Genomic DNA, 23,635 nt, shown 5'->3' on the forward strand with positions numbered 1-23,635 from the left:
CTTTGCCGAGCGGACGCTACGCCCGGGCGAACCACGGCGGGTAGACCGCGACCTTGGGCTCGTGCATCGCGGTCTGCAGGATCTCGCGCACGGCATCCCGAGCCCGGTCGTTGGCCACACCGATCAGCGCGATCTGGTCGAACGGGAACGCGTCGCGAATCAGAAGCTCTCCTTCGAGCAGCAGCGCATCATCGGCACGGAGCTTGCGCAGTGTGCGGTCGTTGGTCTCCGGGGTGGTACCGAAGCGGGTGTAGATGCTCGACGGGTCGCCGTCGGAGACCGAGATGGCGCTCTCCAGCGCAGTGGCGACCTTGACGGTGCTCACCAGGATGACGAATTCGGCCGGCGGCAGATCGCGCACCTCGCGGGACAATCGCGGGTCGTCGGCTCCGGCGCGGATCTGCGACCAGATCGTGGAGTTCGGCGAGAGGAAGAACGGCACGTAGTCGGCGACGGTTGCGCCTTCCAGCGTGATGTTGCGGCGGGCGTCCCGATTCTCGGGCGAGGAAGCGTCGAGTGCGGGGGTAGCGGGAGCCACGATCGAACCCGCCTCGATGATGCCGGCGAGATTGGAGATGTGGGTGACGTGATAGAGCCGCTGCTCACCGACCTTGTGATCGGGGGTGCCGACACCGGCGGTGCGCGGCACCGCGGGGGTGCGACGACGAGTGGTCGTACGGGTGGTGGTCGCCACGGGGGCTACCTCCGGTTTGGCCTTCGGGTAGCAGAGGTCACAGAGACCCGCTTCGAGACCGTGGATGCATTCGTCGGGCACTGGATTCCTTGCTCAAAAATGGGGATGTAAGGCGGCGGAACAACTCGACGCCACCCCCAACGTTACGCGGCTGCGTAGGCTCTGCGGAGCCAGTCGACGAGTTCGTCGTCGATCAGGTCGGGTTCAGTGAGTCGCACGCGGTGTGTCACCATCGAATTCCAGCTACCGGATGCCGCGAATCTGTCGGTCGGGGCGGCATCCTTCAGCTTGATCCCGACATCCATTCGATCCCCCGTGACCGCCACGATCGCGACCTTCGCCCGGCCTGTGCGCGTCGGTTTGGTCAGGCTGATGTAGCTGTTCGTCGGGGCGAGAGACACCGGACCGCCAACCTCGATCAGGGTGGACAGCAGCAAGTCGAAGGTCGACCGCCACCGCGCCTTCGTCCCGGTGAATTGGGCCTCCAGCTTCTGGCCGGCCGACAGACCCGCGCCCTCGTGCTTTCCGAGCACGGACACGATCGCCATCGCGTGCCCCGTGCCGAGACCGTAGTCTTCCTGCAGCCAAGCGATAATGTCACCGGGCCGGGTCGCCGCGGTGAGGTACCCCTTCTCGCCCGCGAGACGACGGAAATCGTCAGGCCCGAGGCCGGTCTTCGCCTTGATCGTGTCGAGGTATGCCTGGAACGTCATCGGATCTCCTGTTCTGGGGAAGAGACTAGAGCCCGGGGAGGTGCCGAATGTTGGACTTCAGGAGCGCGACCGCCTCACCGACGCCCCCATTCATCACCACCTTCGACATCGCAAGGGAGAATCCCTTCACCTGTGCGCTGGTGATCGCCGAGGGCAGCGAGAGCGCCAATGGATCGGTGACGATATCGACCAGCGCCGGGCCGTCGTGTTCCAGCGCCTCGGTGATGGCACCGGTGAGGTCCTGCGGGTGCTCTACTCGGCGCCCGAATATTCCGATGGCATTCGCCACGGCCGCGTAGTCCACACCGGGCACATCGACACCGAAGTCGGGGTAACCATCGACGAACATCTCGAGCTTGACCAGCCCGAGAGCGGAATTGTTGAACACCATCAGCTTTACCGGGAGCCTGTACGCGGCGATCGTCACCAACTCGCCCAACAGCATCGACAGGCCGCCATCTCCCGAGATGGTCACCACCTGGCGACCCGGGAAGGCGACCTGAGCTCCGATCGCCTGCGGTAGAGCATTGGCCATCGAGCCGTGCAGGTACGAGCCGATGATGCGACGCCGACCGTTGGGGGTGATGTACCGGGCCTGCCAGACGTTGCCCATTCCGGTGTCGGCGGTGACGATCGCGTCGTCCGCGAGCAGATCGTCAAGGGTGGAGGCGGCGAACTCGGGGTGGATCGGCGTCGTATGGGCGGCATCCGTGTACTTTCCGACCGCACCGCCGAGCAGTTTCTCGTGCCGTTTCAGCGTCTTTTCAAGGAAGCCGCGGTCTGTTTTGCGGGTGGTCAGAGCGGTGAGCGCGGCGAGAGCCGGCAGCACGTCGCCGTGCACGGGATGGGTGACGCTGGCCCGACGACCGAGGTGGGAGGCGTCGGAGTCGATCTGGGCGATCACGGCGGTCGCAGGATCCGGCAAGAACTGCTCGTAGGGAAAGTCCGTGCCGAGCAGGATGACCAGGTCGGCGTCGTGAATGCCCGCGTGCGCGGCACCGTAGCCGAGCAACCCGGTCATCCCGACGTCGAAGGGGTTGTCGTACTGGATCCATTCCTTTCCGCGCAGCGAGTGCCCGACCGGCGCAGCCAGGTGGTCGGCGAAGGCCACGACCTCGTCGTGCGCGCCCTCGACTCCGGCGCCAGCGAAGATCGCCACCGTCTTCGCCTTCTCGATGGCGGCGGCGAGCGAGCGGATGTCCTCCCCTGCCGGCACCACCGACGGCCGACCGGAGCGCACGAATGCCGGCTCCACGCCCACCGCATCGAGCAGCGGGATGTCCCCCGGTATCACCACCACCGCCACGCCACGAAGCCCCACCGCATGGCGCAGCGCCGAGTTGATCACCCGCGGCGACTGGGCAGCGGTCGAGATCAGCTCCCGGTAGTTGGAACACTCCACGAAGAGCTGGTCGGGATGGGTCTCCTGAAAGTAGCTCGACCCGATCTCGGAGCTCGGTATGTGGCTGGCGATGGCAAGCACGGGAGCGCCGGAGCGATGGGCGTCGAACAGCCCGTTGATCAGGTGCAGGTTTCCCGGGCCAGAGCTTCCGGCGCAGACCGCGAGCTCACCGGTGAGCTGTGCCTCGGCTCCGGCCGCGAAAGCCGCCGCCTCCTCGTTTCGCACGTGGATCCAGTCGATGCCGCCCTTGGCACTGCCGCCGGTGCGCCGCACGGCGTCGACGATCGGGTTGAGGCTGTCCCCCACGATCCCGTAGATGTGGCGCACGCCGGCGTCGACGAGTTGATCGATGATCTGGTCTGCAACGGTGCGAGATGACATGACATCATTCAAGCGCTCCAGCCCTGTCAGGGGCAGTGCCAGCCGTCATCCTGACCATTGGCTGTATGACGCGGTACGCTGAGGCGACGATGACGTATTCCTCGGCACCCGCGTTCACCACCCGTCCGACGCTGACGGGGACCTTCGGGATGGCCGCCTCGAGCCATTGGTTGGGGACGGCGTCAGCTCAGGCTGTGCTCGAGCGAGGGGGCAACGCCTTCGACGCCGCGGTCGCCGCGGCCTTCGTACTTCAGGTGGTCGAGCCGCACCTCAACGGACCCGGCGGCGATGTCGTCGGACTCTTCGTCACCTCCCATTCACCACGCGAGCCGATCGTGCTGATGGGTCAGGGCCCGGCTCCGGCGGGCGCGACAGTCGAGCACTATCGCTCGGAGGGGCTGGAACTCGTTCCGGGTACCGGAGCTCTCGCGGCCGCCATCCCCGGCGCGGTCGACGCCTGGCTGCTCCTGTTGCGCGATCACGGCAGCTGGGAACTCGCCGACGTGCTGGCCTTCGCCATCGGCTACGCCCGGGACGGACATCCGCGGCTCCCTGCCGTCACCGCGACGATCGAGCGGGTCTCTACGCTGTTCCGTGAGCACTGGCCCTCGTCTGCCGAGCAGTGGATGCCGGGCGGCGAAATCGCTGCTGGCGGCACCCTGGTCACCAATCCCGCACTCGCCCGCACCTACGATCGCCTCGTCGAGGCGGCCGCCGGCGACACCCGCGAGGAGCGCATCGACGCGACCCGGCGCGAGTGGCGCGAGGGCTTCGTCGCACAGGCGATCGTCGAATTCATCCAGACCCCGCATCGGCACTCGACCGGAGACGATCACGCGGGGGTGATCACGCTGGACGACCTGGCCGGATTCGAATCGTCGTACGAGCCCGCGGTCACCGCGGAGTTCCGCGGCCGCACGATCGCCAAGGCCGGTGCCTGGAGCCAAGGACCAGCGGTACTCCAGTCCCTCGCCATCCTCGACGGCTTCGACGACGACCGGCTGGATCCTTCGTCTGGCATCGGCGCGCACACCATCCTCGAGGCGCAGAAGCTCGCCTTCGCCGACCGCGAGGCGTTTTACGGCGATGACGTCGCCGTGCCGCTCGAGCACCTGCTGTCGGCGGAGTATGCCGCAGAGCGACGGACCCTGATCACGGATGCCGCCTCCCCCGATCTGCGCCCCGGCACGGTTCCCGGGATCGAGGCCTACCACCCACCGTTGCGCGTTGCCGCGGACATCCCGGCCGATCTCAGCGGAGGCGGCGAGCCGACCGCGCAGACGGATGCGCCTGTAGCCAGGCAGGCTGACGAGGCAGCTCTCGAGGGCGAATCCGATGGCGACCTGCCGACAGACTCCGATGGCCAGACCCGCGGCGACACCTGCCACCTCGACGTGATCGACCGCTGGGGCAATGTCGTTTCGGCGACCCCGTCGGGTGGCTGGCTGCAGTCGAACCCGACCATCCCCGAGCTCGGCTTCTGCCTCGGCACCCGCCTGCAGATGACCTGGCTCGAGGAGGGTACTCCGACCACCCTCACGCCGGGCAAGCGCCCCCGCACCACACTGAGCCCGACCCTCGTCTTCGGTCCCGATGATGCCGTCACCGCGCTCGGCACTCCCGGAGGAGACCAGCAGGACCAGTGGCAACTGCTGTACCTGCTGCGCACCATCATCGGCGGCTACAGCCCGCAGCAGGCGATCGACGCGGCCGCCATCCACAGCACCGCGTTCCCGGAGTCATTTTGGCCGCGAACGTGGACGCCGGCCGGCGCCGTGGTCGAATCACGCCTCGGCATGCCGGTGATCGCCGAACTCATCGTGCGCGGACACGACGTCACCGTGGACGGCGAGTGGCGCGATGGTCGGCTGTCGGCTGTCGGGCGAGACGCCACCGGGCTCCTGTTCGGAGCCGCGAATCCGCGCGGGATGCAGGGGTACGCGGCTGGGCGCTAGCGCATCCGTGCCCACAACTGTTCCTGCACCCGGAGCGCGAGATCACGCAGCAGGCCGGCTTCGCGGGCACTGAGTCGCCGAACCCTGCGATCGGAGATACAGAAGGCGCCGACGTGCTCGCCCTCCGGGCTCAGCAGCGGATACCCGGCGTAGAAACGGAAGCCGTCGGGCTCCGCGACAGACGGGTGAGTGTTGAACCGCGCATCTAATCGGGCATCCTCCACCACGAATACATTCGACTGTCTGATGGTGGTGTCGCAGAACGACGCCTGCCGCGGAAACTCGGTTCTCACAATGCCGGCTGCCGACTTCATCCAGAGGCGCTCGCTATCGAGAAAAGTGATCGCGGCACCGGAGACGCCAAACAGATTGCGCGCGAGCGCGGTGAACTTATCGAACCTCTCGTCTGCCGGGGTATCCAGAATGTCCAGCGCGTCGAGAGCGGTCTGCCTGGCGCGCTCGTCGATCGGGGCCGGCGGACGTGCCACGCCCGATGCGTGCCAGAGCGCCGACGTCATGCTCGGCGCGATCGCCGCAGCCCAGCGATCGTATGACGCGCTGGAGTACAGGTTGAGGTTCACGGCCAGTTCTGGCGCGGCAGCGACAAAGGTCGCCCGGGACCGGGTCGACAGCACGTCCGCCGCGATGTCATTGAGTCGGCCGATGTGGCGGCTGATCAGCGCGGCGAAGACCCGCGGCACTCCGCCTCCGGCTCGCGCCGGGGCATTCGCCACCACGAAGGTATGGAATTCGCTCGTGCTCTCCGACTCGACGTAGTCCAGCAGCGCGATGAGGTCTTTCCTCCAGCGGCCGAGACTCGACAACGACATCGCTTCGTTCATGCCGATCGTGATCACCAGGGAGTCGTGGCAGGAAAAGCGGATGCCTCGGGCCGCGTCCAAGGCGGCGGCTGCACTCATCCGCAGTCGCGCCACCACCTCCACGTCCGCCCCACGACCGGTGAGTGTGGCGAGCCTGCGTCCGAGATGACCGGCGAGGCTCAGATCCCAAGTCAGGACGCCGAATCCCAGGGCCGGACCGTTGCCGAGGAGCAGAACCCGATCGGGATTTGCGCCGGGGGCGTGAGCTGCGGAATGGCCTTCTGGCCGAGGGGCTCGCCGCACCCCGCGGATCATGGCGATGAGCCACAGGCGGATGAGGGGGCGCACGAGCAGGTTCGTGGCGCGCCATAATAGGAGTCGATCGCCCAGGACGCGTTGGTCGGCCGGGGCGGGCCGTGCGGTCCGGACTCGCCTGGCAGTCGGAGTGCGCTGCTCAGTGGGGTCGCGCCGTCCCGTTGGTATTCGCTTGTCGGTCGGTATGCGCTGTCGCGTCGCCACAGTTTGATCCACTTGTTCCCCCGTCCCGCGCCCGAAGTCTGGGCAATACGGGTGGATTGATTCTACGAGACGCGCATCCGGATCGGAGCATTTTTAGGAAACACAGTGCTCAGTTCGGGCCTCCACGACGTGGGGCGATCACTCCTCGTCGATCAGCTCGAGCAGGTTCTTTGCTGCCGTGGCGATGTCATCGTGGTCGTATTCGGCGGCTCGGCTCTCGATCGCGATCACCGCTCCTCGGTCAACCCGGCTGAAGTCGCCGTAGGGAAAGCTGAAACGCCCCTTGGTCTGTTCCGATGCGGTCTCGTCCACGCCGAGATGCCACTTTTCGTATTCGGCCCAGCCGTGCTTCTCGATGAATGCGTTCTCCTCTGCCGCTGTCGGCGCCTTGGCAGCCCAGCCGGCGTGCTTGTCCCGCACGACCTTGCCGTCCCGCACGAGACTGCGTGCGTGCTGAAGTGCGGCGTCGTTCAGCTTCTCTGCCATGGGGTGTCCTCTCGATGTGGCGCGGTCCTCTAATTGGTACGCGCCTCGAGGGCCGCAAGCAATGCTATTCCGTCCGGAACCCCGAGCCCAGTGCAGGCATCCCAGCCCACGCGTGCCTCGAAGGTTCCGTTGTCGCCCGCCACGACGTCGCGGAATCCGCTCGCCAGTTCGTACAGTCGGGGATGCACCAGCCCGAGCGGCTCGCCCGTCGATTGCACGATGCGCGCGATCAACGCGGCCCAGAGCGGCGCGACCGCACTGGTGCCGCCGAGGATGCGGTGCTCACCGTCGACCAGGATCTCATAGCCGGTGCTGGGATCCGCCACCGCCGAGACGTCGGGCACACCGCGACCACCGCCCGGTCGCGACGCGGCCGGGACGCCGACATGCGTCTGCCAGATCGGTCGAGCGAACACGGAGCTGACCCCGCCGCCGGTCGCTCCTCCGCCCGGGCCATTGTTCCAGACGGTCTCGGAGGCGACGACTGCGGCGGTGGCTCGCAGCGAGGTGCCGCCGCAGGCGAGAACGTGCGGGCTAGATGCAGGGAAGTCGGCGTGATCGCGGCCGTCGGTGGCGCCATCCGAACTTCCGTTATCGCCAGCAGCCGCGGTGACGGTGATGCCGAGCGCTGCGGCATCGATGAACGCGTCATCGAGCGACCGCCTGGCCTGTTCGGTCCACGCGTCTTCATTGAGTCCCCAGCTGATGCTGATCGACACCGGCGTGATCGCCGCGTGCGCCGCCTCGCTCACTGCGTCGACAAATCCGTCGTCGGTGTTCGGTGCGAAGTAGACGACGAGGTCGGCCCCGGGGCTGAGGGCGCCAGCGACCTCGATGTCGAGCAACACCTCGCCGTCGGCGCCGGTCGGATCGGCCCCGGGGTGATTCTCCGCGCCATTCACCCCGACAGCGGTGACAGTGGGTCCAGTGATGCCGAGTCCTGAGAAATACGTGTCGAGCTCGGTCTGGGCAAACCCGCCGCCGAGTTCGATGATGGCTATGGTCCGCCCGCTGCCGTCGGTTCCGATCGGAAACCGATAGATCTCGCCGAGCTCGAGCGGCGTGTAACTGGTCGTGACCGCTCGGGTCTCGGCGACCCGAAACTCCGCCCGCGCCTGCGGACGGTTGTCGAGACCGAGCACCGCGATGACCACACCATCGAGCGCCGTAGGCACCATCAGCTGGCCGGACCGGTTGCGGTGCTCGACCTCCGCGCCGTCGATGGTGCGGCTGGTCACCCCTTCGAGACGGGCAGCGAAGACGCGCGACATGGTCGAGATGGTGCCGGAGACACGCAGTCGCCGAGACGCGAGATCGGCAGAGAGCACCGTCAATCCCAGATCGCCCAGGGTCTTCTCGACCAGGGAGATGTCGGCCGGATCTGCGCCGTATGCGGCCGCGAAATCGGCCCGATCTATGCGTGCGCCGCCCGACGTGTCGGCACCGGGGTCGGCCCCGGGGCGACGGCGGAGCACGATGGTGGCCTCGACCGTGCTGTCGGGGGGCAGGCCATGTGCGGAGGGCCGCAGAACATCGACAGAGGGCCGCTCGCTGCCGGGGAGCGGGCTGAGGTGGAGCGGAGTCTGGTCGTTCTCAGCGGATGTCATGACACCTGTCTACTCGCGACATCCGTCATCCGGATCCCCGCCCGCGAAAGCTCAAAACATTCAGGACCACCGGAAGCTGTGCCCCTTGTCAGCGCGGTCACAGCGTGTATCGCCTCGACCCGTGCGACCATCGGCTATGCCAAAGATCCTGATCGTCGAGGACGACCCAGAGATGGGCCGGCTGATCGCCAGGGGTCTCACGGCCGAAGGGCACGAAACGACCGTCGTCGACACCGGCGTCGATGCGCTGATCGCCCTCAGCGGCGGCGATTTCGCCCTCGCCGCGGTCGACGTGATGCTGCCACAGATGTCGGGCTTCGAGGTTGCTCGCCGCATCCGTCAGACCGGCAGCAGCCTGCCGATTCTGCTCATCACCGCGCGGGATGCCGTCGAAGACCGGGTCTTCGGCCTCGACTCCGGTGCGGACGACTACCTCACCAAACCCTTCGCCTTCGTGGAGTTGAGCGCTCGAGTGCGGGCGCTGCTGCGCAGGGACGCCGCAGCCGACAAGCTCGTGCTGACGGTGGGGAGCGTGCGTCTCGACTCGCTGGCCCAGTCGGCGACGGCTGGCGGACATCCGCTTTCCCTCAGCCCCAAGGAGTTCGCCCTGCTGCGGTTACTGTGCACCCACGCCGGGCAGACCGTCGGGCGGGCCGTTATTCTCGAGGAGGTGTGGGGAACGACCCAGAACATCGATCCGAACATCGTCGACCAGTACGTCAGTTACCTGCGCCGCAAGCTCGAACCCGGGGCAGCCGGGGTGCAGATCGCGACGGAACGCGGCGTCGGCTATCGACTCCAGGAGAGCGGATGATGCTGCTCCGACGTCTCTCGATCCGCTGGCGCATCACGCTCGGAAGTTCGTTCATCGCTGCCCTGATCTTCGCGGGCGCCGGACTCGGCTTCCGGGTTCAGCTCGAATCGATCCTCTCCAGCACCACGACCACGGTGCTCGCGCACGACGCAGCCCCGTTCGTCAGTCAGATCCAGAACGATCCGACCGCGATCGACCGCCCGGGAAAAGGTCAGCTCGTCTCCGTGATCAATGCCGACGGCACCGCGGTGGTATCCAGCCTTCCGCGCCCCATTGCCGCAAGGCTCTCGTCGATCGTCGCGATTCCGGCCGATTCCGACGGCGACGTGGTCCGCTCGATCAGCGACGGCGACGACGTGTATCGCGTGCGAGTGCAGACCGTCGCGGAAAGCGGCGGCGACTGGCACGTGGTGACGGTCCGCAACGAAGACTCCTCCATGCTGTTGCTCGGCCGGGCGACCACCGCGATCGTCATCGGGGCGATCGCGCTGTTGATCGGTTTCGGGGTCGCTTCCTGGCTGCTCACCGGCGCTGCGCTGCGACCGGTGACCAGAATGCGACAGCAGGCCCAGGCGCTCGCCGCAGAGGGCTCGACCGAGCCGCTCCCGGTCGGACCTGCGCGCGACGAGCTCTCCGCCCTCGCCACGACGCTCAACGAGTTCATCACTGACATCCGAGGGGCGGTCGATCGGGAACGTCAGCTGGTCTGGGATGCGAGCCACGAGCTGCGTACCCCGATCGCGATCCTGTCCGGGCAGCTCGAACTGGCCCACCTCTCGAGCGGTGATGCGTCGGCGCTCGAGGCGGAGATCAGCGCCGCAGAACTGTCAGTGGCGCGACTATCCGCACTGGCTACCGGCCTGCTCGAACTCAGCCAGCTCGAGCAACCGGAGAACGGTGCCGAGCGTGCGACCAGCGACTGGACGGCGCTCGGGGTCGAACTCGCGGCATCCGTCGACCGGGCACGGATGCTGGTTGCCGCGACCGGGGTGACCATCGACTACGACATCGCCGCGGTGGATACCGCCGACCGCTATCGAATCGACCCGGTCAACGTGGGCCGATTGATCGACAACCTGGCGAATAACGCCGTCGCTGCCCTCGGCAGCGAGGGCAGCGTGCGGATCGCCCTGCGACACTCGGCGGTCGGTCTGGTGCTCACCGTGGTCGATTCGGGCCCCGGCATGCCGGAGGATTTCATCCCGATCGCCTTCGATCGCTTCTCGCGACCCGACCGTTCGCGCACGACGACTCGGGGCGGAGCGGGGCTCGGACTCGCCATCGTGCACGCGATCGTGACCGGTGCAGGCGGCACGATCAGCCTCGCCAACGCCGACGGACTGAGCGTCACCGTCACTCTGCCCCGGGTGCCGACGACCTAATCTGTGTGAACTCTCACGCGCGGGCACCCGATTGCCGAGCGAACGCGCGGTTGCGCTGGCGACCATCGAGAGGTGACCAGCGCTACCCGCGAGTTCCTCGCCCCCACGACGTCCCGAGAACGACGACGACTGCTGCCCGTGGTGGCAGTACTGATCGGACTCGGCGGCGCACTGGTTTCGTTTCTCGGCTCATGGATTCCGTCGTACTGGGGTGACGAGGCCGCGAGCGTTATGTCGGCGGAGCGGCCTCTGGCGACCCTCTGGCCCGAACTCGGCCGGGTCGACGCGGTGCACGGCACGTACTACCTGTTCCTTCACCTCTGGATCGACCTGTTCGGTGCCTCCGAGCTGTCGGTACGGCTGCCCAGTGCTCTCGCGATCGGCGTGGCGGTGGCTGGGGTCGTGGTGCTCGCCGCCCGGCTGTTCTCCACCCGGGTGGCCATCACCGCCGGAATAGTCATGGCCGTGCTCCCGCGCACCACCGTCATGGGTGAGGAGGGACGCTCGTACGCGATCGGTACCGCGATCGCGGTGTGGCTCACCGTGCTGATGGTGCACCTGGTCGTGACGCGGTCGACGCGGCTGCTGCCCTGGATCGTCTACGGCGTCGGCCTGGCGCTCTCCATCTACGTCTTCCTCTACCTGATCCTGTTGGCCGGAGCACACCTGATCTATCTCGTCGTCATGCGACCGCAGCTCGGGTCCACCTTCCGACGGATGCTGGGCCGCTGGGCCGGCGCCGTGGTGCTGGGCATCGCGCTCTCCACCCCGCTCCTCGTGTTCGGACTCTCGCAGCACAACCAGATCTCGTTCCTCAGCCATCGGCACTACATGACCTTCGAGCGGCTCGTCGTACTGCAGTGGTTCGGCAACCGTCCGCTCGCGCTGGTCGGGTGGCTTCTGGTCATCGTCGGCATCGTGCTCGGCCTGCGTCGACAGACCGCGCGTGGATTGGCCGCGCGTGGATTAGCCGCGCGTGGATTAGCCGTGCGTCGACAGACCGTGCTGATCGCTACCTGGATGCTGCTCCCGCCGCTGGTGCTGATCGCCGGCAACAGCCTGATCGCCCCGATGTACAGCATCCGGTATCTCTCGTTCTGCACTCCCGCGGTGGCGATCCTGGTCGCCCTGGCGATTTCCGCGGTGCCGTGGACCTGGGCTCGGATCGCCGCGGTACTCGCCATCGTCGCGCTGGCCGCGCCGACCTGGGCGGCTGAACGTGGCCAGTATGCCAAGGACGGCGGAAGCGACCTGCGGCAGACTGCCGCCGTTGTCGCGGCACACGCGCGGCCCGGCGACGCCATCGTCTTCGACGAGACCATCCGCAACTCGCGCAAGCCCCGGCTCGCCCTCCACCTGTACCCGAAAGACTTCACGGGGCTGCTCGACGTCGGGCTGATCACCCCGTACCAGCGCACCGCGGGGCTGTGGGACGTGGTCGGGCCAGCCCCGGCAGCCGACCTCGTGGGGGTGCGAACGGTATGGGCGGTCGAGTCGTCCGCGTCGCTCGCGCCCGCAGACATCCGTCACCTGCAGGGGCTCGGCTATGCCGTCACCCACGCCTTTCCTGTTCATCGCAGCACCGTCTACGAACTCACCCTGGAGACCTCATGACTAACGCCAGCACCCTCGTCGTCATCCCGACCTACAACGAACGCGAGAACCTGCCGCTCATCGCCGCGCGGGTGCTGCAGAGCGTGCCCGGCGTGCACATCCTGGTCGTGGATGACGACTCCCCCGATGGCACCGGGGCAGTCGCCTCGGCGCTCGCCTCCGGGCACGACCGGGTGCACGTGCTGCACCGCGAGGGCAAGCAGGGACTCGGTGCCGCCTATCGAGCAGGCTTCGCCTGGGGCCTGGCCCGCGACTACGAGCGCTTCGTCGAGCTGGATGCCGACGGCTCGCACCGCCCAGAAGAGCTCCATCGCCTGCTCGACGCGCTCGGCAGGGGTGATCTGGGCAGTAGGGACATGGGCAGCGGGGCTGTTTCCGGGGGCGCGGATGTCGTGCTCGGCTCGCGCTGGACGCCCGGCGGTGCCGTGCAGAACTGGCCGCTGCGGCGCAGGCTGCTCTCCCGAGCCGGCAGTCTCTACGCGCGCCTGGCCCTGGGCCTTCCGGTGCGAGACGTGACCGGCGGCTATCGCGCCTTCACTGCCGATGCGCTGCGTAGGATCGGCTACGACACCGTGCTGAGCCAGGGCTACTGCTTCCAGATCGACATGCTCTGGCGGGCGTACAGCACCGGGCTCCGCATTGCCGAGGTGCCGATCACCTTCGTCGAGCGGGTGCTGGGCGAGTCGAAGATGAGTTCCGGCATCGTGAGCGAGGCGATCGCGCGGGTCACGGTCTGGGGACTTCAGGGGCTTCCCGCCCGAGTGCTCGGCACACGGCATCCGATGCCGGTCACCCGCATCGCGCTGGAGACTCTAGAGACGCCGAGCATCGTTCATGCCTGATTCCGTCGTAGTCGTGGCCGGGCAGCGGCTGCACGGCCTGGCCCGCCAGGCCGTCAGCTTCTTCCTGGTCGGCGGCATCGGCCTGGTGATCGATGTCGTCGTGTTCAACGCCCTGCGCACGACGGTGCTGTCTCCCCACGACGTGCACGGCGGACCCATCATCGCCAAGACCATCTCCACGGCGCTCGCCATCGTCGCGAATTGGATCGGCAATCGCTACTGGACCTTCCGCGCCGAACGTCGCCGGGGTTCCCGCGCGCAGGTGGTGCGGGAGGCGGTCGAGTTCGGAGCGGTGAGCATCGCCGGCTCGCTGATAGCCCTGGGGTGCCTCTGGATCTCGCACTACGCCCTCGGCTACACCTCGCTGCTCGCCGACAACGTCGCGAGCAATGTGGTGGGGCTCGCGCTCGGTACCGCTTTCCGTTTCGCCCTGTACCGCTGGTGGGTGTTCGGCGTGCGCCGCATCGTGCTTCCGCCGGCGCCTGCCGAAGCACAGTTAGGGGCAACTCGCGCGGGTGTCGGAGGCAATTGACATAGTCGAACATGTGTTCGAATATGAGGAGATGGCCCCGTCGACCGCAACGCTCCCCGCACTGGCTGCGGATGCGCTCTCTTTAGCAGCGGAGCCGACGCGCGCCACTGTGGAGGAGTTGCAGGCGCGCATCCGGCAGATGCAGGCGACGAAGCTCGACACCCGGCTGGTGCCCACCCACCCGGCGATCGGCGCGCTGCTCCCCGGCGGGGGCCTCAAGCAGGGTGCCGCATACTCGGTCGACCAGTCCGCCGCGCTGGTGATGGCGCTGCTGGCCGGCCCATCCTCCGCGGGGTCATGGTGCGGCATCGTCGGCATCCCCGAGTTCGGCCTCGAGGCGGCAGCGGGCTTCGGCATCGACCTGGAGCGGCTCGTGCTCGTTCCGCATCCCGGCGATCAGTGGCTGGCCGTGGCGGCCGCGGTGGCCGACGTGCTCGGGGTCGTCGTCATCCGCCCGCCCAAGCGCGCCAGTGATGGCAGCGTCTCTCGGCTCAGCGCCCGCCTCCGGCAGCGCGGAGCCACCCTCATCGTGCTCGGGCCGTGGCCGCAGAGTGAGGCGATGCTGAGCATCTCCGAGAGCAGTTGGTCTGGCATCGGCGCAGGCCACGGCCATCTCGCCGCGCGCCAGGTCACCGTCACCGTCAGCAGCCGACTCGCCGGACGTCCGCGCAGCACCCGGCTCTGGCTGCCAGACCCGCAGCTCGCCCTCCGCGCGGTGCATGCCTCCCCCGTGCTCGCCTCCCCCGTCACCCACCTGCGAGCCGCGGTATGAGTACACCGGTCCTCTCACCCGCGCGCCCCGCCTCCACCCCCGTCCCCACGCGCACCATCCTGCTCTGGGTGCCCGACTGGCCGGTCATCGCGGCGGGGCGCTCCGAGACCGTGTTGCGCGCGCATCCCGGTGCCGCGGCGGCGGACGCCCGGCTAGCCCTCATCGACCGGGGCGAGGTCTTCGCCTGTTCCGCCGCCGCGCGCGCCCAGGGAGTGCGGCGCGGGCAGCGGGTGCGCGACGCCCAGGCCCGCTGTTCCGACCTGATCGTGCTGCCATACGAGTCGCAGCTCGACCTCCGCGCCTTCGAGCCGGTGCTCGAAGTGATCGAGGAGACCATGCCCGGGGTGCAACTGCTGCGCCCGGGAACGTGTGCCGTGCGTGCCCGTGGACCGGCCGCCTACTACGGCAGCGAGGAAGAGGCGGCGCTCTGGCTGCTCGACGCCCTCGACGAACTCGGCATCCGGGGGGCACGGATCGGCATCGCCGACGGCCCGTTCACCGCGGAGCACGCCGCGCGCGCCTCCGTTCGTCCCCAGCTCGCACCCGGCCGGGTCGCATCTGGCCGGGTCGCATCTGGCCAGGTCGCATCTGGCCAGGTCGCATCCGGTCGCATCAGCATCGTTCCCGCCGGTCAGTCCGCCAGCTTCCTGGCACCGCTGCCGGTGGGGCTCATCGGTGCAGAAGTCAGCCCCGGTGCGGCGGCGAAGCGCAGCACAGTCACTCGAACCAGCGGCGGCTCGTTGTCGACCTTGCTGCTGCGGCTCGGCATCCGTACCCTGGGGCAGTTCGCCGCGCTACAGGCGACCGATGTCGAGGCCCGCTTCGGGCAGGAGGGCGCACGCCTGCACGCCCTGGCCGCCGGCCTCGACTCGCGCCCGATCATCGCCAGGGTTCCCCCCGAGGAGCTCGACGGCTCGATCTTCTTCGAACCCCCGCTCGACAGGGTCGAACAGGTCGCCTTCGGTGTGCGAGGCACTGCCGACGCCTTCGTGCACGAGCTCATCCGCGCGCAGCTGGTCTGCACCGCGATCCGGGTCGAGATCGATTCGGAGGGCGGAGAGCTGTCGGAGCGCAGCTGGCTGCATCCGCGCTCCTTCACCGCGGCAGACATCGTGGACCGGGTGCGCTGGCAGCTCGGCACGGGCGCCGCGGGCGACGACTCCGGGCTGCGCTCGGCAGTCACCCGGGTGCGGATCGTGCCAGAGGCGGTCGACCCGATCGGCAACCACGAGCAGGGCCTCTGGGGTACAGGCCACGACGAGCGCATCCACCACGGTCTCTCTCGGGTGCAGAGCCTGCTCGGGCACGGTGGCGTGCTCACCGGCGCGCTCGGCGGCGGGCGCACCCTGATGGAGCGCCGGGAGCTGGTGGCCTGGGGCGATCGTCCGCTCGAGACGCGTTCCCCGCGGCAACCGTGGCCAGGACAGCTGCCCCCGCCCACGCCGACCACGGTATTTGAATCGCCGAAACCCGCTCTGGTGCTCGACGCCAGAAACAGCACGGTCGACGTTGACGGCCGCGGCGAGCTCAGCGGGGAGCCCGCCCGGTTCTCGGTCGACGGCCGCACCCTGCTCACCGTGGTGGGCTGGGCGGGCCCGTGGCCGATCGATGTGCGCTGGTGGGATGCCGGCTCCGCCCGCAGTTCGAGCCGCTTCCAGGTGGTCGACGAACACGGCGGCGCCTGGCTGCTCGTGCTCGAAGACCACCTGTGGTGGGCAGAAGCGAGCTACGACTGATGCCACGTGGAGAGAACGCTCATGGGCTGGAATAACCCGCCCATCCCCTGGTCGGAGCACGAACGGATGCTCTCCAGCCGCCGTCGCCCCGGCGGCCCCCCGGTCGGTGCAGACGGTGGAGACAGCCCCGGCTGGTCGCTCAAGCGCAACGCCTATGTCCCCCCGCCTGCGGAAGACAGGGTCGAGAGCGCTGTCCCCTATGCCGAGCTGCACGCGCACAGCAACTTCAGCTTTCTCGACGGAGCATCGGGGCCGGAGCACCTGCTCGAGGAGGCGGTGCGGCTCGGGCTTCACTCGCTCGCCGTCACCGATCACGACGGTTTCTACGGCATCGCCCGCATGGCAGAAGCGGCGGAGGCGCACCGCGGCATCGGCACGGTCTTCGGCGCAGAGCTCTCTTTCGACCTGACCGCGCCGCAGAATGGGTCGGCAGACCCGGAGGGCAGCCACCTCCTCGTGCTCGCCCGGCAGGAGGAGGGCTACCACCGCCTGGCCGGAGCTCTCACCTCCGCTCAACTCGCCGGGGGCGAGAAGGGGCGACCGATCTACGATCTCGACGAACTCGCCGAGCGGGCGGAGGGGCACTGGGCGATCCTCACCGGATGCCGCAAAGGCACGGTGCGACAAGCTCTCGTCGCGGGGGGTCCGCGCGAGGCAGCCCGCGAGCTGGACCGGCTCGTCGATCGTTTTGGCCACGACAACGTGATCGTCGAGTTGCACGACCACGGCAACCCGCTCGACAGCGATCACAACGACGTGCTGTTCTCCATGGCCCAGGAACAGCGGCTGCAGGTGATCGCCACGGGTAACGTGCACTACGCCCGGCCCGAGGAGCACCGGCTCGCCGCCGCGCTGGCCGCCGTGCGCGCCCGCAGGAGTCTCGACGACCTCGACGGCTGGCTGCCCGCATCCGGGGCCGCGCACCTGCGTTCAGGCGACGAGATGGCCCGCCGCTTCGCCCGCTACCCCGGTGTCGTCGAGCACACCGTCACCCTGGCCGACGAGCTGGGCTTCCGACTGCGCAGCGCGAAGCCCAAGTTGCCGAAACAGAAGGTGCCGGAAGGGCACACCCCGATGACCTTTCTGCGCCAGCTGGTGTGGGAGGCCGTGCCGCGCCGCTACGGCACGATCAGCGACGAGACCCGGGTTCGTATCGAGCGCGAGCTCGAGGTGATCGAGATGAAGGATTTCCCCGGCTACTTCCTCATCGTCTGGGACATGGTTCGCCATGCCCGCGCGCTCGGAATCCTCTGCCAGGGGCGGGGGTCGGCCGCGAATTCGGTGGTCTGCTACCTGCTCGACGTGACGGCCGTCGACCCGATCAAGTACAAGCTGCCGTTCGAGCGCTTCCTCTCCTCCACCCGCGAGGAGGAGCCAGACATCGATGTCGACTTCGACTCCGAGCGGCGGGAAGAGGTCATCCAGTACATCTACGACAAGTACGGCCGACACAATGCGGCGCAGGTGGCCAACGTCATCCAGTACCGGCCGAAGTTCGCGGTGCGCGACATGGCCAAGGCGCTCGGCGCGAGCCCCGGTCAGCAGGATGCGTGGTCGAAGCAGGTGGAGCGGCACGGCGGGCTGGTCTCGAGCACCGACCACGACATCCCGGATGCGGTGGTCGGCCTCGCACTGGAGGTGCTCGGCACCCCGAGGCACCTGGGCATCCACTCGGGCGGCATGGTGCTCACCGATCGCCCGGTCGGCGAGGTCTGCCCGATCGAGCATGGCCGCATGGACGGGCGCACGGTGCTGCAGTGGGACAAAGACGACTGCGCGTTCATGGGGCTGGTCAAGTTTGACATGCTCGGCCTCGGAATCCTGAGTGCGATCCAGCACTGCTTCGATCTGGCCCGCGATCATCTCGGCGAGCAGTGGGAGCTCGCCACCATTCCCAAGGAGGAGCAGGGCGTCTACGACCAACTCTGCCGAGCCGACTCGGTCGGTGTCTTCCAGGTGGAGAGTCGCGCGCAGATGGGCATGCTGCCGCGGATGAAGCCGCGCTGCCTGTACGACCTGGTGATCGAGATCGCGATGGTGCGGCCGGGCCCGATCCAGGGCGGTGCCGTGCACCCGTACATCCGCCGCAAGATGGGCATCGACCCGATCACCTATCTGCATCCGCTCGCCAAACCGGTGCTGGAGCGCACGCTCGGCATCCCACTGTTTCAGGAGCAACTGATGCAGCTCGCGATGGCGCTCGGCGACCTCGACGCCGACCAGGCCGACCTGCTGCGGCGGGCGATGGGGTCCAAGCGCGGGCTGGAGAAGATCGAGTCGGTGAAGGCCGACCTGTATCGCGGCATGGCGGGCCACGGCATCACCGGGGACGACGCCGACGACGTGTACAAACGCATCCAGTCCTTCGCCAATTTCGGCTTCGCCGAGAGCCACGCGCAGAGTTTCGGGTTGCTGGTCTATGCCAGCGCCTGGCTGCGGCTGCACTATCCGGCGGCGTTTCTCGCCGCGCTGCTGCGGTCCCAGCCGATGGGGTTCTATTCGCCGGCGACCCTGGTGGCGGATGCCCGGCGCCACGGTGTCGAGGTGCGACGCCCCGACATCCTCCGCTCCGACTGGCGGCCCGGCATGGAGACAGCCGCGGTCATGCGTTCACCCACCGGCGACGCGGCTTGCCTCGAGCACGAGCAGCCTGTCCCCTCCGCGAACTTCGACCCGAAGGCGCACTTCGACACGGACGACCACCGCCGCGACGGAGCCTTCGTGGTGCGGCTGGGGCTGGCCGAGGTCACCGGCATCGGCGAGAAGCTCGCGAAGCGCATCGTCGCCGATCGCGAGAAGCACGGCGACTTCGCCGACATGGCCGACCTGGTACGCCGGGTCGACCTCACGACTACCCAGCTCGAGTCTCTCGCCGCCGCCGGTGCCTTCGAGTCCTTCGGTCTCGGCATGCGCGAGGCGCTCTGGGCAGCCGGCGACGCCGCCCAGAATCGGTCGGAATACCTCGAGCACAGCACGGTGAGCGTGCAGCCGCCGCTGTTCTCGACGCCGAGCGGCATGGAGGTACTGTCGGCGGATCTCTGGGCGACCGGCATCTCGCCTGCAGACCACCCGGTGCACTACGTCCGTTCGGCACTGACCGATCGTGGGGTGCACAGCGCGGCAGACCTCCGCACGACCGAGTCCGGCCGGCGCATCGAGGTGGGCGGGGTGGTCACCCATCGGCAGCGACCGGCGACCGCGAGTGGCATCACCTTCATGAACCTCGAGGATGAGACCGGCCTGGTCAACGTCATCTGCAGCGTCGGCGTGTGGAACCGCTATCGGCGGGTGGCTCGGGATGCGCCGGCCATTATCGTGCGCGGCATCCTGGAACGCTCCCCGGAGGGCGTGACCAACCTGCTCGCCGATCGGCTGGAGGCGCTGCCCATCACCCAGCGCACGGCCTCCCGCGACTTCCGCTGAGCGTCGCGCTCTCTGATGGCGATAGCTCATTGATGGCGATCCAGTACCGTGATCGCTGAACCCAGGAGGAACCATGACCGTGCGCGTCGATCTCAACATCTCCCTCGACGGCTTCGCCACCACCACCGACCAGACGCCGGAGAACCCCTTCGGTGAGGACTGGTCGAGGCTGGTGCACACCTACGTCTCCACCCGCACCTTCCGCGAACGGGTGTTGCACGACACCAGCGGCACGGGCACCACCGGGATCAATGACGACTACGCCCAGGCCTACTTCGCCGAGCTCGGCGCCGAGATCATGGGGGCGGGGATGTTCGGGCTCCACGACCACCAGGACGACCCGGACTGGCGCGGCTGGTGGGGCAAGGAGCCGCCATTTCGAGTGCCGGTATTCGTGCTCACGCACACCCCGAGACCGACCATCGAATTCGACAACGGCACCACCTTCACCTTCATCGACGCAGCCCCGGAGGAGGCGCTGGCCACCGCTATCGCGGCGGCAGGCGGACGCGACGTGCGCGTCGGTGGTGGGCCGACCACGGTGAAGCAATTCCTCCGTGCCGGGCTCGTCGATCAACTGCACGTCGCGATCGTTCCGATCCTGCTGGGGCGTGGCATCCGGCTCTGGGATGACCTGCGCGGCCTCGAGAGCGGCTATACCATCTCGTCCGAAGCGGCCGAGAGCGGAGTCATCCACCTCACCCTGCGGCGCTGAGTGCCCAGCGGCGCGAATCAATTCGCGAGGGCCGCTCGATTCCTCACCAGATCGAGCGCATAGGACTGATACCACTTGCCCGCGGCTGGTCCCCCGTTGCAGGTTCCGTCGCTCGCCCCCGGCGTCTTCACCCAGAGCAGCGCGTCGAGGCTACCGCCGGCGGTCGAGACGCTTGGATTCTGCCCCAGGGCCGCCCCGGTCGGATTGCACCAGGTACCCTTCCAGCCCGCCCCGTTGCGCGACACGTCGATCACATAATGCTTGGTCCCGCCGAGCAGGCCCACGATCTTCTCGGCGTATGGCTGCTCCTCACTCACCCGTCGAAAGTTGGAGACATTGGTGAAGAAGCCCCTGGCGTACTGCACACCGGCCTGGGTTAGTCGATCGGCCATCACCTGCGGCTGCACCCAGTTGCTGTTTCCGCCGTCGAGGTACACCGCCACGCCGGCCTGGGCGTAGTACTGCACCACCGTGGAGATCAGGCCGAGGCGACGATCGACGATCGATCCACACCGCGCGGTGCCGAGCATCGCAATCGAATCTGGCTCCATCAACACGACGGCAGGATGTCCGCGAAGTGAGTCCGCCACCGTGCGATTGAACGCGACATAGTCCGCATCGCTGTACCCGCCGGCCGAGTACCCGCCGCAATCACGGTCGGGGATGGCGTAGATCACGAACACGGGAGTGTCGTGCGCCTGCGCCGAGGCGCTCATCATCGCGGTGAGCTTCGATGTCAACAGGTCACTGCTCCACCAGTCGCCCAACCAGGTGGCGATGGGCTGCGACGAGATCTGACCGAGGGTGTCCGCGTCTGCTGAGGCACCGGCGGTGCGCAGTTTCGCGACCTCGGTGACGGGCAACGAGGCGGGATTGAGCCAGACGCCGCCCGGATACAGGTCGGATGCACTCGCGCTATCCGGCCATCCGTTCGCCGGAGTGGAGGCGAGGTTCGACGCGCTCGGCGAGGGTGTGGCCGTCACCGTCGTTGTCGGTCCGACCACGGCGCGCTCGGTGTGAGGCGCGATCGAGGAGACAAATCCTGCTCCGACGATCACGCTGCCGAGAATCCCCGATGACAGCAGAATACGAGCGAACGTGCTGTGAGGCAGCATGGTGGTGAGCTTTCGACGACGGGTCGTCGGCGCCCCCGATGTCACCGGACGATCCCGCTTTCCAGTGTTCGTGTTACTCGCCCCCGCCCGCGACCCGCGTTCGCGGGGGCTGTCCACCCCAGTTAGAGTGTCGTGTGCTCCCCGCGGCACCGACCGACATCTCCGTCGAAATCAGCCTAGCGGGCGACGGCCACGCCTCAGCTGCGCAGGTTCTTTCGCAGGATGTCGATGCGCGCCTGGAGCTGGGTAACACTGGCCTGCGCGACCGCCGGGCCACCGGTCATCCGCCGCAGCTCCGCGTGGATGATGCCGTGCGGCTCCCCGGTCGACTTGGCCCGCATGCCCACCAGGCTGTTGAGCAGGCTGCGCTGTTCTTTGAGGTTGCGATACAGCGGTGGCGGGTCGTCAGACTCCACGCCGGATGCCTCCGAGCGCTTCTGCCTGTCGTCGATCCGCTTGGACTGCCGCGACTGGTGATGACGCAGCAGCTCCGCCACCTGGTCGGGTTCGAGAAGCCCGGGGATACCGATGAAATCGAGCTCCTCGAGGCTGCCGGTCGCCGCGCCGGTGCCGAACTCGTCGCCGTCGAACAGCACCCGGTCGAAGGCTGCTTCCGACTCCAGGGGTGTGAAGTCGAACAGCAGCGCATCGGCCGAGGCGCCCTCGACGCGATTCGCGGCATCGAGATCGTCGTCGTCGAGCAGGATCTCCTCGAGCCCCTCACCCGGCTCGCGATCGAGCGCGTGGTCGCGCTGCAACTCGAGGGTCTGCGCCAGCGCGGTCAGCGTCGGCACGCTGGGCAGGAAGATCGATGCCGTTTCCCCGCGACGTCGGGTACGCACGAAACGTCCGATCGCCTGAGCGAAGAACAGCGGTGTCGACGCCGAGGTCGCGTACACCCCGACGGCCAGTCGTGGCACGTCGACCCCTTCGGAGACCATGCGCACGGCGACCATCCAGCGCGAATCCCCCGACGAGAATTTCGCGATCCGGTCGCTCGCCCCGGCGTCGTCGGAGAGTACGACGGTGGGCTCCTGCCCGGTGATCTTCTCCAGGATGTCCGCGTAGGCGTGAGCGCTGAAATGGTCGGTCGCGATCACCAGTCCGCCGGCGTCGGGAATCCCCTGCCGCACCGAGGTGAGGCGCCGGTTGGCTGCCTTCAGCACCGCGGGTATCCACTCGCCCTCCGGGTCGAGCGCGGTGCGCCAGGCTTGCGCGGTGATGTCCTTGGTGTCGCCCTGCCCGAGCTGAGCCTCCATCTCGTCACCGGTCCGGGTACGCCAGCGCATCTTTCCCGCGTAGGCGAGGAAGATGACCGGGCGCACGACACCGTCGGCGAGGGCACGGCCGTATCCGTAGGAGTAGTCCGCCTGCGAGGTACGGATGCCGTGCTCATCCGGGTAGTAGGTGACGAACGGGATCGGCGCGGTGTCGGATCGGAACGGCGTACCGGTGAGCGAGAGACGCCGCGTAGCCGGCCCGAAGGCCTCACGGATCGCATCGCCCCAGCTGAGTGCGTCTCCACCGTGGTGCACCTCGTCGAGGATGACGAGAGTGCGCCCGCCCTCGGTCATCGTGCGGTGAAGCGCGGGCCGCATGGCGACCTGCGCATAGGTGACGGCCACCCCGTGAAAGTGTTTGCCCGCCCAGCCGTGGGCGTTCTTGAACATCGGGTCGAGCCGCAGGCTCACCTTGTGTGCGGCGTCGGCCCACTGGCGTTTGAGATGCTCGGTAGGGGCGACGACGGTGACCCGGTCGATCTTGCGTTGGGCGATCAGCTCGGTCGCGAGGCGGAGCGCGAAGGTGGTCTTTCCTGCGCCCGGCGTCGCCGCCACGAGGTAGTCCTTTGGCTCCGTCTTCCAGTAGGTGTCGAGAGCCTCTTCCTGCCAGGCTCGCAGCTTGCCAGCGGTGCCTCGTGCCGCGCGTTCCGGGAAGGCGGGCGACAGATGCTCGGCCGCGGCGCGGGCGACGGGAGGGCCGCTGTGCTGAATCTCAGCACCGGGGTGAAGCTCACCCGGGGGTGTGTTCGAACTCGTCGGGTCCGAATACAGGGGCGTGCTCATAGGAGAAAAACCCTACCTTGGGTGACTGACACCGCCGGACGCCGACCCG

At 68.0% G+C, this 23,635-nt stretch carries 18 protein-coding genes; 10 read left to right on the forward strand and 8 right to left on the reverse strand.

What is annotated here, in order from left to right; genetic code table 11:
• Nucleotides 1-16 precede the first annotated feature (16 nt).
• From IV501_RS10000 to IV501_RS10010, 3 genes are all read right to left on the reverse strand, one after another.
• Nucleotides 17-775: a DarT ssDNA thymidine ADP-ribosyltransferase family protein gene (locus IV501_RS10000; protein WP_200555192.1), complete on the reverse strand. Its 759-nt coding sequence runs from the start codon at nt 773-775 to the stop codon at nt 17-19.
• A 62-nt stretch (nt 776-837) separates the two neighbouring features.
• On the reverse strand, nt 838-1,407 hold the full coding sequence (locus IV501_RS10005; RefSeq protein WP_200555191.1) for a DUF4287 domain-containing protein: 570 nt from the start codon (nt 1,405-1,407) through the stop codon (nt 838-840).
• Between the two features lie 25 nt (nt 1,408-1,432).
• Complete coding sequence (locus IV501_RS10010; protein WP_200555190.1) at nt 1,433-3,190, reverse strand: pyruvate dehydrogenase; 1,758 nt, start codon at nt 3,188-3,190, stop codon at nt 1,433-1,435.
• Nucleotides 3,191-3,279: 89 nt separating this feature from the next.
• Here IV501_RS10010 and IV501_RS10015 point away from each other — a divergent pair, with 89 nt between their 5' ends.
• On the forward strand, nt 3,280-5,145 hold the full coding sequence (locus IV501_RS10015) for a gamma-glutamyltransferase family protein (RefSeq protein ID WP_200555450.1): 1,866 nt from the start codon (nt 3,280-3,282) through the stop codon (nt 5,143-5,145).
• Here IV501_RS10015 and IV501_RS16570 read toward each other — a convergent pair.
• From IV501_RS16570 to IV501_RS10030, 3 genes are all read right to left on the reverse strand, one after another.
• Entirely contained in the window at nt 5,142-6,314 is a 1,173-nt protein-coding gene (locus IV501_RS16570) for a GAF domain-containing protein (RefSeq protein WP_200555189.1), read from the reverse strand. The genes IV501_RS10015 and IV501_RS16570 overlap by 4 nt on opposite strands.
• A gap of 309 nt (nt 6,315-6,623) precedes the next feature.
• A complete protein-coding gene (locus IV501_RS10025) occupies nt 6,624-6,971 on the reverse strand; it encodes a hypothetical protein (protein ID WP_200555188.1) in 348 nt (115 codons plus the stop codon).
• Between the two features lie 29 nt (nt 6,972-7,000).
• On the reverse strand, nt 7,001-8,578 hold the full coding sequence (locus IV501_RS10030; protein ID WP_200555187.1) for a S53 family peptidase: 1,578 nt from the start codon (nt 8,576-8,578) through the stop codon (nt 7,001-7,003).
• A gap of 136 nt (nt 8,579-8,714) precedes the next feature.
• Here IV501_RS10030 and IV501_RS10035 point away from each other — a divergent pair, with 136 nt between their 5' ends.
• From IV501_RS10035 to IV501_RS10075, 9 genes are all read left to right on the forward strand, one after another.
• A complete protein-coding gene (locus tag IV501_RS10035) occupies nt 8,715-9,392 on the forward strand; it encodes a response regulator transcription factor (RefSeq protein WP_200555186.1) in 678 nt (225 codons plus the stop codon).
• Complete coding sequence (locus tag IV501_RS10040; protein ID WP_200555185.1) at nt 9,389-10,774, forward strand: sensor histidine kinase; 1,386 nt, start codon at nt 9,389-9,391, stop codon at nt 10,772-10,774. The genes IV501_RS10035 and IV501_RS10040 overlap by 4 nt, the downstream gene beginning before the upstream one ends.
• A 72-nt stretch (nt 10,775-10,846) precedes the next feature.
• The gene (locus tag IV501_RS10045) at nt 10,847-12,388 is read left to right on the forward strand and encodes a glycosyltransferase family 39 protein (RefSeq protein WP_200555184.1); all 1,542 of its coding nucleotides are present in this window, start codon (nt 10,847-10,849) and stop codon (nt 12,386-12,388) included.
• Entirely contained in the window at nt 12,385-13,230 is an 846-nt protein-coding gene (locus tag IV501_RS10050; protein WP_200555183.1) for a polyprenol monophosphomannose synthase, read from the forward strand. The genes IV501_RS10045 and IV501_RS10050 overlap by 4 nt, the downstream gene beginning before the upstream one ends.
• The gene (locus IV501_RS10055) at nt 13,223-13,762 is read left to right on the forward strand and encodes a GtrA family protein (protein ID WP_200555182.1); all 540 of its coding nucleotides are present in this window, start codon (nt 13,223-13,225) and stop codon (nt 13,760-13,762) included. Before IV501_RS10050 ends, IV501_RS10055 begins: the two co-directional genes overlap by 8 nt.
• A gap of 13 nt (nt 13,763-13,775) precedes the next feature.
• Nucleotides 13,776-14,534 (forward strand): DnaE2-dependent mutagenesis accessory factor ImuA', encoded by a 759-nt coding sequence (imuA', locus tag IV501_RS10060; RefSeq protein ID WP_307812174.1) that lies wholly within the window; start codon nt 13,776-13,778, stop codon nt 14,532-14,534.
• A complete protein-coding gene (locus tag IV501_RS10065) occupies nt 14,531-16,270 on the forward strand; it encodes a DNA polymerase Y family protein (RefSeq protein WP_200555181.1) in 1,740 nt (579 codons plus the stop codon). The genes imuA' and IV501_RS10065 overlap by 4 nt, the downstream gene beginning before the upstream one ends.
• Before the next feature lie 21 nt (nt 16,271-16,291).
• The gene (locus IV501_RS10070) at nt 16,292-19,693 is read left to right on the forward strand and encodes an error-prone DNA polymerase (protein WP_200555448.1); all 3,402 of its coding nucleotides are present in this window, start codon (nt 16,292-16,294) and stop codon (nt 19,691-19,693) included.
• A 73-nt stretch (nt 19,694-19,766) separates the two neighbouring features.
• Complete coding sequence (locus tag IV501_RS10075; RefSeq protein ID WP_200555180.1) at nt 19,767-20,408, forward strand: dihydrofolate reductase family protein; 642 nt, start codon at nt 19,767-19,769, stop codon at nt 20,406-20,408.
• A gap of 17 nt (nt 20,409-20,425) precedes the next feature.
• On the opposite strand, the gene IV501_RS10080 is transcribed toward IV501_RS10075, so the two are convergent.
• Nucleotides 20,426-21,523, reverse strand: coding sequence for a glycoside hydrolase family 6 protein (locus IV501_RS10080; RefSeq protein ID WP_200555179.1), 1,098 nt, complete (start codon nt 21,521-21,523; stop codon nt 20,426-20,428).
• Between the two features lie 197 nt (nt 21,524-21,720).
• Nucleotides 21,721-23,586: a DEAD/DEAH box helicase gene (locus IV501_RS10085; RefSeq protein WP_200555178.1), complete on the reverse strand. Its 1,866-nt coding sequence runs from the start codon at nt 23,584-23,586 to the stop codon at nt 21,721-21,723.
• Between the last annotated feature and the right edge of the window lie 49 nt (nt 23,587-23,635).

It is taken from the genome of Lacisediminihabitans changchengi, assembly GCF_016634425.1.
Lineage (GTDB): Bacteria > Actinomycetota > Actinomycetes > Actinomycetales > Microbacteriaceae > Lacisediminihabitans > Lacisediminihabitans changchengi.